General features: G+C 70.8%; 13 protein-coding genes and 1 pseudogene. 5 read left to right on the top strand and 9 right to left on the bottom strand.

Annotated elements, in window-relative coordinates; genetic code table 11:
- Window positions 1-48: 48 nt before the first annotated feature.
- Complete coding sequence (locus AC1DWJ_RS05040) at window positions 49-843, bottom strand: DinB family protein (protein WP_477620152.1); 795 nt, start codon at window positions 841-843, stop codon at window positions 49-51.
- A complete protein-coding gene (locus AC1DWJ_RS05035; protein ID WP_477620151.1) occupies window positions 840-1,463 on the bottom strand; it encodes a mycothiol transferase in 624 nt (207 codons plus the stop codon). Before AC1DWJ_RS05035 ends, AC1DWJ_RS05040 begins: the two co-directional genes overlap by 4 nt.
- 40 nt (window positions 1,464-1,503) lie before the next feature.
- On the opposite strand from AC1DWJ_RS05035, the pseudogene AC1DWJ_RS05030 reads away from it, so the two are divergent.
- Window positions 1,504-2,145 (top strand): annotated as a pseudogene (locus AC1DWJ_RS05030) (helix-turn-helix transcriptional regulator); the annotation flags it as partial.
- On the opposite strand, the gene AC1DWJ_RS05025 reads toward AC1DWJ_RS05030, so the two are convergent.
- Complete coding sequence (locus AC1DWJ_RS05025; protein ID WP_477620366.1) at window positions 2,040-2,333, bottom strand: phage tail protein; 294 nt, start codon at window positions 2,331-2,333, stop codon at window positions 2,040-2,042. The pseudogene AC1DWJ_RS05030 and the gene AC1DWJ_RS05025 overlap by 106 nt on opposite strands.
- 199 nt (window positions 2,334-2,532) lie before the next feature.
- Between AC1DWJ_RS05025 and AC1DWJ_RS05020 the strand changes: the two genes are divergently transcribed.
- Window positions 2,533-4,017 (top strand): hypothetical protein, encoded by a 1,485-nt coding sequence (locus AC1DWJ_RS05020; protein ID WP_477620150.1) that lies wholly within the window; start codon window positions 2,533-2,535, stop codon window positions 4,015-4,017.
- Between the two features lie 160 nt (window positions 4,018-4,177).
- Here the strand turns inward: AC1DWJ_RS05020 and AC1DWJ_RS05015 are convergent, their stop codons facing one another.
- From AC1DWJ_RS05015 to AC1DWJ_RS05000, 4 genes are read right to left on the bottom strand one after another with little or no spacing between them, the layout of a single operon-like run.
- A complete protein-coding gene (locus tag AC1DWJ_RS05015; protein WP_477620149.1) occupies window positions 4,178-4,585 on the bottom strand; it encodes a universal stress protein in 408 nt (135 codons plus the stop codon).
- Window positions 4,582-5,415 carry an ATP-binding cassette domain-containing protein gene (locus AC1DWJ_RS05010; RefSeq protein WP_477620148.1) on the bottom strand — a complete coding sequence of 278 codons (834 nt, stop codon included), beginning with the start codon at window positions 5,413-5,415 and terminating at the stop codon, window positions 4,582-4,584. Before AC1DWJ_RS05010 ends, AC1DWJ_RS05015 begins: the two co-directional genes overlap by 4 nt.
- Before the next feature lie 58 nt (window positions 5,416-5,473).
- Window positions 5,474-6,496: an ABC transporter permease gene (locus AC1DWJ_RS05005; RefSeq protein WP_477620147.1), complete on the bottom strand. Its 1,023-nt coding sequence runs from the start codon at window positions 6,494-6,496 to the stop codon at window positions 5,474-5,476.
- A gap of 2 nt (window positions 6,497-6,498) precedes the next feature.
- The gene (locus AC1DWJ_RS05000) at window positions 6,499-7,602 is read right to left on the bottom strand and encodes a substrate-binding domain-containing protein (RefSeq protein ID WP_477620146.1); all 1,104 of its coding nucleotides are present in this window, start codon (window positions 7,600-7,602) and stop codon (window positions 6,499-6,501) included.
- 156 nt (window positions 7,603-7,758) lie between these two features.
- Here AC1DWJ_RS05000 and AC1DWJ_RS04995 point away from each other — a divergent pair, with 156 nt between their 5' ends.
- Complete coding sequence (locus AC1DWJ_RS04995; RefSeq protein WP_477620145.1) at window positions 7,759-8,751, top strand: LacI family DNA-binding transcriptional regulator; 993 nt, start codon at window positions 7,759-7,761, stop codon at window positions 8,749-8,751.
- Between the two features lie 2 nt (window positions 8,752-8,753).
- Here the strand turns inward: AC1DWJ_RS04995 and AC1DWJ_RS04990 are convergent, their stop codons facing one another.
- Complete coding sequence (locus tag AC1DWJ_RS04990; RefSeq protein ID WP_477620144.1) at window positions 8,754-8,939, bottom strand: hypothetical protein; 186 nt, start codon at window positions 8,937-8,939, stop codon at window positions 8,754-8,756.
- Window positions 8,936-9,412, bottom strand: a complete 477-nt coding sequence (locus tag AC1DWJ_RS04985; RefSeq protein WP_477620143.1) for a hypothetical protein — start codon at window positions 9,410-9,412, stop codon at window positions 8,936-8,938. Before AC1DWJ_RS04985 ends, AC1DWJ_RS04990 begins: the two co-directional genes overlap by 4 nt.
- 169 nt (window positions 9,413-9,581) lie before the next feature.
- Between AC1DWJ_RS04985 and AC1DWJ_RS04980 the strand changes: the two genes are divergently transcribed.
- Together AC1DWJ_RS04980 and AC1DWJ_RS04975 are read left to right on the top strand one after the other, a co-directional pair.
- A complete protein-coding gene (locus tag AC1DWJ_RS04980; protein ID WP_477620142.1) occupies window positions 9,582-10,316 on the top strand; it encodes a response regulator transcription factor in 735 nt (244 codons plus the stop codon).
- A complete protein-coding gene (locus AC1DWJ_RS04975; RefSeq protein ID WP_477620141.1) occupies window positions 10,313-11,779 on the top strand; it encodes a sensor histidine kinase in 1,467 nt (488 codons plus the stop codon). The genes AC1DWJ_RS04980 and AC1DWJ_RS04975 overlap by 4 nt, the downstream gene beginning before the upstream one ends.
- Window positions 11,780-11,861 lie beyond the last annotated feature (82 nt).

Raw genomic sequence — 11,861 nt, 5'->3', positions numbered from 1 at the left:
TACGTCGAAAGGCCCGGAACCCCTGCGGTTCCGGGCCTTTCGCGTCGGTCAGGCTGACCCGCGAGCCTCGAGGACGGCGAGGTCCCGGATGGCGTACTGGTGGTGGTACCACTCCTCGTTGACGATGCAGCCCACGACGTCGGCGACGAGGAAGTCCCGCGACTCGGGGTAGCCGGGCTCGGCCACCGGGGCCGTCCGGCTCTCGACCTGGTCGTCGGTCAGCCCGTCGACGACCTCGCGCATCGTGGCCATCCGGTCGCGACGCAGCTCGAGCACCTCGTCGAGCGACGGACGTGCCGTCTGGTCTCGGGGCACCGACGGGATGTCGGCCATGTCGTCGTGGGGCAGGTCGAGCGGGCTCCACGGCGAGGGATCACCCAGCAGGGCTCGGCGGATCCACGCGTCGGTCGCGAAGACCAGGTGGCGCTGCGTCTCGATGAACGACCACTCACCGTCGACCCGTTCGTGGAGCCGCTCCGGGTCCAGGCGACGGGCCCGCTCGATCGTCTCGGACCACCGTCGCTCGAGGATGTCCCAGGCCTCCTGGAACTCCGCCGGCGTCCGCGGCCGCATCTTGGCGCGGTCCGGCTCCCGACGGTCGAGCTCGGACTCGACGAAGTCGGTGACGTCGACCCCGTTGACGGTGAGGCGCTCCACCTCGCCCGTGATGTCGACGTCGACGACCTGCGAGCCGGTGATCCTCGCGCCCTTGAGGGCGACGTTCTTGAACCGTGCGGCGACGAGGTAGGTGTCGTCGAAGACGGCGTCGGTGAAGTCGAACCGGCGGAAAGTCTCGCCACGGTGGGTCGCGTCGAACCCGGGGTGCTCGTCGTGGTCGCTCATCGGGCGGGCCAGGTCCACGCGCCCGACACCGGCTGCCACCCGGGCGGCGGGTCCTCGCCGACCCGGCCGTCGACCGCTTCGCGGAGCAAGTCGGCGTGACCGGTGTGGCGGCCGTACTCCTCGACCATGTCGAGCAGTAGCCGTCGCAGGTTGGCGTGGTTGCCGTGCTCATCCTTCGCCTCGACCATGTGGTCAAGGCCCACGGCCAAGCCCGCGTCGTGCAGGGCCTCGGCGACCCTGGCCCGCGACCGCCCGACCGCTGCGTCGTAGAGGGCGTAGAGCTTCTCGGGGGAATCCTGCGCCGCGGAGGCGAACTCCCAGTCGTCGTCGTCATCCCACCCGTTGTCGTCCCACACGGCCTCCATCGGGGCGCCGCTCAGCTTGACCGTGAACTTGTGGTCCTCTGCGACGGCGAGGTGCTTGAGCAGCCCGCCGAGGGTCAGCGAGGACGCGCCGATCCGCGTGGTCAGACCGGTCGCGTCGAGGCCGTCGGCCTTGTAGCGGAAGGTTGCGCGCAGCCGTTCGAGCGCGCCGAGCATGGCCTCGGTCTCGTTGCCGGCCAGCGGGGGCTCCCAGGGGGTGTCGGTGACGGGGTCACTCGAGCTGTCTGTCGTAGCCATGGCTGCACGCTAGGGCTTGTTCCGGACGTTTGGCTTCCGCATGTCGTCCTACGCTGTCGCCATGCCGCCCACCGACACGAGCCCGACCGCTCGCGCGCTGCTGGCGCTCGAGCTCATCCAAGCCAGCCCCGGCATCAGCGCGGGCCGGCTGGCCGACCGCCTCGGGGTCACCGAGCGGGCCGCCCGCCGCTACGTCGCGATCCTGCGCGAGGCCGGCATCCCGCTGGAGTCCGAGCGCGGCCCCTACGGCGGCTACCGCGTCGGGCGGGGGCTGCGGCTCCCGCCGTTGATGTTCGAGGCATCCGAGGCGCTGGCCCTCGTCATGGCCGTGCTCGACGGCCACCACGAGGCCGCGGACCCCGCCGACCCGGCCGGCAGCGCGCTGGGCAAGATCATCCGCGCGCTCCCCCAGCCCGTCGCCGCGCAGGCCGAAGCCGTCCGACGCGCCGCCGCACCGGCCCCCGACCGCGCCGCCGCCCGGCCGAACCCGCAGACCACCACCGCCCTCGTCCAGGCGAGCATCGACCGCTCCCGCGTCCGCATCGGCTACCGCACCGAGGCAGGGCGTGAGTGGTCTCAGGAGGTCGACCCGTGGGCCGTCGTGGTGCGCCACGGCCGGTGGTACCTGCTGTGCTGGAGCCACGCGGCGAGCGCCCGTCGCGCGTTCCGCATCGACCGGGTCTCCGCGGTCGACCCACTCGCCGAACGGTTCGAGCCCCCGGCGGGCCTCGACCCCGTCGCCGAGCTCGAGACCCATCTGTCGGCTGGATGGGAGTACGTCACTGACGTCGTCGTGCAGGCGCCCGTCGAGGCGGTGACGCGGCTGCTGCCGCGCGGGCTCGGCCGGCTCGAGGAAGGGCCCGAGGGCACCACCCGGCTGGTCGGCAGCACCAGCGCCCCTGACTGGTATGCCGCCCAGCTGGCCGCGCTCCCCGTCCCCTTCCGCGTCGTCAACGGCCCCGAGCTGCGCTCGGCCGTGGAGCAGATCGCCCGTCGCCTGTCTGACGCCGCGAGCTGACGCCCCCGGCGGCTCGGCGCGCTGCGATGTCACACGGCATACTCGCGGAGCATGGCGCAGAGCGACTCCCACCAACCGCACGGCGTGGTCTTCCCCGAGGTCGACGGCAAGCGCAGCACCTCCGCGCTCGGACGCGCGGTCGTGGCGGACGCGCTCCGGCCGGTCGACCCGGTCGGGGCCCAGGCTGCTGAGCGGGAGACCAACTGGCGGCAGGGCTACCTGACGCACTTCAGGCGGATGGTCGAGGCCGGCCTCCTGCGGGACGGCGAGGCGGCCGTCGACGTCGCCCGCGCGGGTCTCGACTCGCTGCACGGGCGGATGCGTGCCACGACTGCCGACGGCGAGGTGGCGCTCGACGAGGCGTTCACCGCCGGTGGCGGCACACCCCTGGGGACCGCCACGGTGCGGGGCACCGGAGCGCGGGCGACCGAGCTCAGCCTCCCGCTGCACGGCCAGCGCCTGCGCGGCGAGGCGCTCCGACGGCAGCTCGACGACTGGACCACCCGTGGCATCATCGAGCCGTCCGCCGCCGAGGCGGTCCGCACCGTGCTGGCCAACCCCGACTGGCTCGACCTCAGCGACCAGCGGGTCGTCGTGCTCGGCGCCGGCGCGGAGATGGGCCCGCTGCGCTCGATCCTGTCGTGGGGCGGGCACGTCGTGGGGGTCGACCTGCCCCGCCCCGACATCTGGAAGCGCGTGCTCGACGTCGCCGCCGCGAGCGCCGGCACCCTCCACATGCCGGTGGCCGCGGACGCACCGTGGTCGGCCGGCGACCTCGCCGCCCACGCCGGCGCCGACCTGCTGCACGGGCTCCCGGCCGTCGCCGACTGGCTGACCGAGGTCGAGGGACCGCTCGTCCTCGGCAACTACGTGTATGCCGACGGGGCGACGAACGTGCGCGTCTCCACCGCCGTGGACGCCCTCAGCGTCGAGCTGATGAGGCGGCGGGCCGACGTGGCGCTCGCCTTCCTGGCCACCCCGACGGACGTCTTCGCGGTGCCGGGGGAGGCGGTCGAGCACTCCACCCGCAGCTACCGCGGCCCGTCGACGCCGATGCGGCTGGTGCGACCGGCGCTGCGGACGGTGAGCGGCGGGCGCCTGCTGCGACGCAACTACGCGCCGGGCACCGACCCCGGTCTCAACGACAGCCTGGTGCCGCAACAGGGGCCCAACTACGCGCTGGCCAAGCGGCTGCAACGCTGGCGGGCCACCGTCGCTCGCCGCGACGGCCGCACCGTGTCGCTCAACGTCGCCCCGCCCACCCGCACCCGCTCGGTGGTCAAGAACCGCGCCCTCGCGAGCGCGTACGCCGGTGCGCACCGGTTCGGGATCGAGGTCTTCGAGCCGGCCACGAGCAACACCCTGATGGCCGCGCTCCTCGTCCACGACCTGCGCACTGCACCGCACGCACCCACGACGCCGTGGCGCGAGGAAGCAGATGGCGCGGTCCACGGCGGGCTGTGGCGCACGGCCTACGACCCGCGGAGCGCGCTCGGCATCGCCGTCGTCCTGGGCCTGGGCTCGGCGCGCACCTGAACCCCGCCTCTCCCGCCTCCCCGCCTCCCCCGCCTAACCTTTGCTAGCAAGGTTCCTCGTTGAGGACGTCGGCAGACGGACGAGCGGCGCCCCTCCTTGTCGGAGGGACGCCGCTCGCGTGGGGGCTGGCCCGGTCAGGGGATCCGGGTCAGGGTCTTGGTCAGCCGGCCTTCGCCGCCTTCACGGCGAGCACCGGGCAGTGTGCATCGAGCAGCACCTGTTGCGAGGTGCTGCCGAGGAAGAGCTTCCCGACGGGGGTCCGACGTCGGACCCCGATCACGATGAGCCGGGCGTCCCTCTCCTCGGCGACCCGCAGGATCGCCTCGGCGGGTGCCAGCTCATCGGTCGACTGGACCACCTCGTGCGCGATGCCTGCGCCGCTGAGCTCGACGTCGATCGCGTCGATGTCCGCGGGACTCGCGAACGTCGACGCGGCGAAGTTGCCGCTCTCGCCGGTGTTGACCACCACGAGCGTGGAGCCGTCGATCACGACCTCGTCCTTGGCCCGCTCGAAGGCGGCGATGCCTTCGGGCGTGGGGATGTAGCCGACGACGACGACCCCGCTCACGAGGCGCCCTCCAGACGCTTGGCACCGGTCATGATGGCCACGCCCTCACCCATGTCGTGCGTCTGCGGCGTGATGACACCGGCGCGGCCGCCGAGGCGCTGGATGTGGATGCGGTCGGCCACCTCCCAGACGTGCGGCATGTTGTGGCTGATCAGGATGATCGACAGGCCCTTGTCGCGCAGCTGCTTGACCATGTCGAGCACCATGCCCGACTCCTTCACACCCAGCGCGGCGGTCGGCTCGTCGAGGACGACGACCCGGCTCCCGAACGCCGCCGCGCGGGCGACGGCCACGGCCTGGCGCTGACCACCCGAGAGGGTCTCCACCGCCTGGCTCATGTTCTGGATGGTCTGGATGCCGAGCTCCTGCACCGACTGGCCGGCTCGCTTCTCCATGCCCTTCTTGTCGAGCATGCGCAGCACCGACCCGAGCGGGCCCTTGCGACGCTCCTCGCGGGCGAGGTAGAGGTTGCTCGCGATGTCGAGCGCGGGGATGACGGCCAGCTGCTGGTAGACCGTCTCGATGCCAGCCTCGCGGGCGTCCTGGGGCTTCTTGAAGTGGACCGGTTGCCCGTTGAGGGTGATGTCGCCGGAGTCGGGGACGTAGGCGCCGGTGAGGCACTTGATCAGCGTGGACTTGCCGGCGCCGTTGTCTCCGATGACCGCCAGCACCTCGCCGGGGTAGAGATCCAGGTCGACCCCGTCGAGGCCGACGACGCGGCCGAAGGTGATGACGAGCTTGCGGGCCGAGAGGACGGGCTCCTGGGAGTAGATGTCCTGCTTGCCTGCGGGGACGCCTCCGTGGGCGACCTCGAGCGTGCTGGTGCTCATCGGGGCCCCCGGAAAGTATCGGAGCGACGGAGGAGCCTAGAACTTTCTGGGGTGATGTTCATGCCTTCACCTTCCTGATCCACTGGTCGATGGCGACGGCCACGATGACGAGGACGCCTGTCGCGAGGACACGCCACTGCTGGTCGACCCCGACCTGAGCCAGACCGAAGGCGAAGGTCTGCACGATGAGGGCACCGATGAGCGTGCCGATGAGGCGACCACGACCACCGAAGAGGCTGGTGCCGCCGATGACGACCGCGGTGATGCTGGCCAGGTTCGCGTCGGGAGCTGCGTTGGGAGTCGCTGCGCCCGCTCGCCCGATGAGGATCCAGCCCGCGATGCCGTAGATCAGGCCGGCCACGGTGTAGACGGCAAGCAGCATCCGCTTGCTCGGCACACCGGACAGGCGCGCCGACTCGGTGTCGTCACCCACTGCGTACACATAACGCCCCCAAGCCGTCTGGGAGAGCACGAAACCCATGACGGCGTAGAGCAGGATGACGACGACGATGCCCCAGGTGAGTCGGAACTGGCCGATGCCGAACCCTTCGCCGAGGAAGTTGAGCAACCGCGGCAGGTGGTCCGCCTGGATGCTCTCGCCGCCGGAGTAGAGCAAGGCGATGGCCGTGAAGATGCTCAGCGTGCCGAGGGTGACGATGAACGGTGGGAGGTTGATCCGCGTGACCAACAGCCCGTTGAGGAACCCTGCGCCGGTCGCCAGGGCGACGCCAATGAACAGGGCGATGATGGCAGGCATGCCGCCGTCCTTGGCGAGCGTTGCCGTCACCATCATCGAGAGCACCATGATCGCGCCCACGGACAGGTCGATGCCGGCGGTGAGGATGACCAGCGTCTGCCCCACCGCGAGGGCCGCCACCACAGCGGTCTGCTGGAGCAGGATGCCCATCGAGTTGGCGGTGAAGAACGTCGGTGTCGCCACGAAGAAGGCGACGAACGCGATCAGCAACAGGAAGAGCGGGCTCAGCCACGGCTTGCCGTGCAGCTGGTGCTGGATGCGCTGGAGGGGGGACTGCTGCCGCCGAGCGAACTCAGCGGCAGCAGAGGTGACCTGGGTCGACATGGTCAGTTGCCCCAGCAGATCTTGGTGCCCTCGTCGGAGGAGATGCTGTCGACGCCGTCAGCCTTCTTGTCGGTGACGAGAGCGACGCCGGTGTCGAAGAAGTCGAGGCCCTCGGTCACCTTCGGCTTCTCACCACCGCGGGCGATCTTGGCGATCGCCTCCATGCCGAGGGTGGCCATCTTCAGCGGGTACTGCTGGGCGGTCGCCCCGATCACGCCGCTCTTGACCTGGCTGACGCCGGCGCAGCCACCGTCGACCGACACGATGAGGGCAGTCTTGCCGGCTGCCTTGAGGGCGGCGTTGGCGCCGACGGCGGTCGGCTCGTTGATCGTGTAGACGAGGTTGATGTTGGGGTTCTTGGCCAGGCACTTCTCCATGGCCGAGCGGCCGCCGTCCTCGGCGCCCTCTCCGGCCTCGTTGCAGACGATCGTGTAGTCGCCGCCCTTGCCGCCCGTGTACTTGCCGGTCTTGGCCTCGTCGCCGTTCTTCTTGCCGTCGGCCACGTCGATGCCCATGCCCTCGAGGAATCCCTGGTCACGGTTGTAGTCGACCGACACGATCTTGTCGCTGAAGAGGTCGAGCAGCGCGATCACCGCGGGCTTGCCGTCGAGCTGCGCGGCGGCCCACTGGCCGTCGAGCTTGCCGGCGTTGCGGTTGTTCGTCGCGAACGTGATGTCCACCGTGTCCGGCGGGTCGGGCGGGGTGTCGAGGGCGATGACGAACAGCCCAGCGTCACGCGCCTTCTTGATGGCGGCGTTGACGCCGGTGCTCATGGGGGTGATGAGGATGCCCTTGTCGCCGCGGGCGATGGAGTCCTCGATGGCGGTGATCTGCCCCTGGTCGTCACCCTCCTTCTTGCCGGAGGCGACCGTCAGCTTCACGTTGTTCTTGGCGGCGTCCGCCTTGCCGCCCTTCTGCATGGCGACGAAGAACGGGTTCGAGGAGTCCTTGGTGATGAGCGAGATGCCCACCGTCTTCTCACCACCGGTACCGCCGGTGTCGGCGCCGCCACGGTTGCACGCGCCGAGGGCGAGGGCAGTCGAGGCGGCGAGGGTGACCGCAAGGGTGCGGCGGAAGGTGGGGGTCTGCAGAGTGCTGTGACGCATGGTGTCTCCCATCTCGTGCGGCGCCGGTGCCGCGTGACAACGTTGTCAAAGGCGTTTCTAGTCTTCAGTTGTGCTTTTGTCAACAGTTCCTGTACAACTGCAGACGTGATCGTGACATCGTTGTCAAAGGGAGATACTCGACGTCCCCGTGCCACCATGCGCGAAGTGGCGGCTCTCGCGGGCGTGAGCCTCAAGACCGTGTCACGCGTCGTCAACCGCGAGTCCGGCGTCTCGGCCGACGTCGTGACGAGGGTGGAACGAGCGGTCGCCCAGCTCGGCTACCGGCACAACCTCGCAGCGAGCAACCTGCGCCGCGGACACGGCAAGACGGCCATGGTCGGCGCGCTCCTGCAGGACGTCAGCAACTCGTTCTCGTCCAGCCTCCTGCGCAGCCTCGAGGACGAGGCCCGCGACCGCGACGTGGTCATCGTGGCGTCGAGCCTCGATGAGGAGCCCGAGCGCGAGCGGGCGCTGGTCGAGGGCCTGGTGCGCCGACGGGTCGACGGCCTGCTCCTCATGCCCGCGACCGATCGTCACGACTACCTCGCCGACGACCTGCGCAGCGGTCTGCCCATCGTGTTCGTGGACCGCACCCCCAACGGCATCGACACCGACTCGGTCACGATCGACAACGCCCGTGGCTCGCGGCTCGCGGTCTACCACCTGGTCGCCCACGGACACCGGCGGATCGCGTTCCTCGGCGACCTGCCGACCATCCAGACGGCGCGCACCCGGCACGAGGGCTTCGAGGCCGCGATGCGCGCGCGACACATCCCGCTCGACCCGTCGAGGATCATGACGTCGCTGCGCTCGGCGGATGACGCGGAGGCTGCTGTCCACCGGCTCCTCGACAGCGCCGAGCCCCCGACCGCGATCTTCGCTGCGCGAAACTCGTTGGCAGTCGGAACGATTCGAGCACTGCACAGGCTCGGCAAGGCAGGTCAGATCGCCCTGGTCGGTTTCGACGACTTCCCGTTGGCTGACATCGTCGACCCGCCGCTGACCGTCATACGACAGAACGTCGGCGCGATCGGGGCCGAGGTGGCCCAGCGCCTCTTCGCCCGGATCGACGGCGACACCTCACCCCCTCGTCACGTGGTGCTGGCTCCCGAGCTGGTCGAGCGCGGCTCGGGCGAGATCCGCCCCTGACGTCAGAGCCGCTGGCTGAGCTGGCGCTGCGAGGCGGAGGGCCGCACCGACCCACAGACCGGCACCATGCTGAAGTCCTTGCGCGCCAACGGTTCCACGTTCCGGTATGCCGTGCTCGTGGCCGTCGTGGTCCGCCGTCGCACCCAGCGCGCCACGGCGCTGCCCGGCAGGACGGCCACGTGGATCATGGCGTCCTCGCGTTCGGGTCGGTGGGCGCCTGCTGCACCGAGCCCGAGCCGCCCTGGCCGGGACCCTGCGGCAGCTGGGTGCCCGGAAGCTGGGTGCCCTGCTGAGTGCCCTGCTGGGGGAAGCCGCCCGGCTGGCGCCCTCCCGGCCCGAAGCCACCCTGCTGGACCGGGCCGCCGCTCTGGGTGGTTCCTGGCGGGATCGCGGCAGCAGCGGCCACCGCGCCCATCGAGGAGAAGCCGATGGCGAGCGCCGCGGCGATCGCAGTCTTGCGACCACTCCAGGTGGGCGGGTTGAGGGCAGGTGCGGTGTCGGGTACTCCAGGCGACTCGACCGGCACGGCGTCGGCCGGGCCGGCCACGGCGGGCGCGGTGGCGATGGGCGCCGCGGCCGGCTCCGGCGCGGCATACGGGAGGGTCTGGGTCTGCGCCCACACGAGCTGCGGGGCGGTGTCGTCGGTGCGCGGGGTCGTCATCGGTTCTCCAACGTCGATGGGAAGGTGGTCGGATCCGACTCTCGGTAGCGACGCTGTGGCGATGCTGTGGAACGGGTATCGGGCGACTGAGCATCCGGCACAGAGGGCTCACAGGATTCGCACAGGAGATCCGAGGGCGCCGCACATCGTTCCGGTGTTTCCTAGGACCATGAACACGAAGCAGTCAGCCGCCGCCAAGCTCCAGCGCCTCGACGGCTCCCCCGTCCGCGTCCTCGTCGTGGACGACGAGAACAACCTCACCGAGCTGCTGGGGATGGCGCTGCGCTACGAGGGCTGGGAGGTCCGCACGGCGGCCACCGGTGTCACGGCGGTCCGGGCAGCCCGGGAGTTCCAGCCCGATGCGGTCGCCCTCGACATGATGCTCCCCGACTTCGACGGACTCGAGGTGCTGCGCCGGATGCGTGGCGACAACCCGAACGTGCCCGTGCTCTTCCTGACGGCCAAGGACGCCGTGGAGGACCGCGTGGCCGGCCTGACCGCGGGCGGCGACGACTACGTCACCAAGCCGTTCAGCCTGGAGGAGGTGGTGGCTCGGCTGCGCGCCCTGATGCGCCGCACCGCCGTCGTCACCGACGAGTCCGACTCCGTGCTGGTGGTGGGTGACCTCAGCATGGACGAGGACAGCCACGAGGTGACCCGGGCCGGCGAGCCGATCAACCTCACGGCCACCGAGTTCGAGCTGCTCCGCTACCTGATGCGCAACCCCAAGCGGGTGCTCTCCAAGGCACAGATCCTCGACCGCGTGTGGAACTACGACTTCGGCGGTCAGGCCAACGTCGTCGAGCTCTACATCTCCTACCTGCGCAAGAAGATCGACGCGGGTCGCGAGCCGATGATCCACACCATGCGTGGCGTCGGGTACGTCCTCAAGCCCGCAGCATGAGCCCTGCCGCCGCGGTCGGCTCTGCTCGATCGAGCCTCAACCCGGCCACCTGGACCCTGAGCAGGAAGCTGGTCGCCACGGTGGTCGGGCTGTTCCTCGCCATCACCCTCGCCACGTCGTCCCTGACCGTGGTGCTGCTGCACGACTTCCTCGTCGGCCGTCTCGACCAGGACCTCCAGTCGACCCTCGTCCGGGCCGGCGGTCCCCGCTCCAACGACGGGCGGGGACCCGGCCCCGGCGGAGGAGGCCCCCTCCCCGGCGGCGGCGGCCAGTCCCTCACCCTGGTGGTCCGGGACAGCCTCGTCAGCGTCAACCGGGTCGAGCACGACGAGACGACCGGCACGCTGACCACTGCGCAGATCAGCGCCCTGCTGGCCGCCGGCATCGGCACGAACCCGAAGACGGTCGAGATCGAGGGGCTGGGCACCTATCGCTTGGCGTCGGCCCACGAGATCGATGGCGACACGGTCATCTCGGGGCTGCCCACGGGCGGCGTCACCGCGACCATCAACCAGGTCATCACGCTGATGGTGGGTGGCACCGTCATCGGGTTCATCCTGGTGTCGGCCGGCGGGCTCTGGCTGGTGCGGCGCAACCTGGCTCCCCTCCAACGGGTCGCCCACACCGCGACCAAGGTCTCCAACCTCAAGCTCGACTCCGGCGACGTCGCCCTCGCCGAGCGGCTCGCCGACACCGACACCGACCCCCGCACCGAGGTCGGCCAGGTCGGCCTCGCGCTCAACAACATGCTCGACAACGTCGAGGGCGCGCTGCAGGCACGGCACGACAGCGAGCAGCGGGTGCGACAGTTCGTCGCCGACGCGTCGCACGAGCTGCGCACTCCCCTCGCCTCCATCCGCGGGTATGCCGAGCTGTCCCGGCGCGAGCGCGAGCCGGTGCCCGCGTCGGTCACGCACGCGCTGTCGCGCGTCGAGTCCGAGGCGTTGCGCATGCAGGGACTCGTCGAGGACCTCCTGCTGCTGGCCCGGCTGGACGCCGGCCGACCCCTGGACCGCGAGCCCGTCGACCTGTCGCTCCTCGCGATGGACGCGGTGAGCGACGCCCACGCCGCCTCCCCCGACCACCGCTGGGAGCTCGACCTGCCCGACCAGCCCGTCGAGGTGACCGGCGACTCGGCTCGTCTGCACCAGGTCGTCGCGAACCTCCTGGCCAACGCGCGCACCCACACCCCTGCGGGCACCCGCGTGATCATGTCGGTCAAGCCCGACGGGCCGTGGATCAGGCTCAGCGTGTCGGACGATGGCCCCGGCGTGCCGGAGGCGTTGCAGCGCAACGTCTTCCAACGCTTCACCCGAGGCGACGACTCGCGCAACCGGGCGTCCGGCTCGAGCGGCCTCGGGCTCTCGATCGTCGACGCCGTCGCCAAGTCGCACGGCGGCAACGTCGAGCTGTCCTCGAGCCCCGGCGACACCACCTTCACGGTCGCCCTGCCTCGAGGCTGAGTCGGGCGGTCCGCGACCAGGTCGGACTCATCACCGGGGCTCAGGAGCACCACAGGGCTCGCACAGGGCCCGGCCCGACCGT

The sequence above is a fragment of the Pedococcus sp. P2_D7 genome, assembly GCF_056404295.1.
The sequence above is the reverse complement of the archived record's forward strand: the minus strand, read 5'-3'. Positions and strand labels throughout refer to the sequence as shown.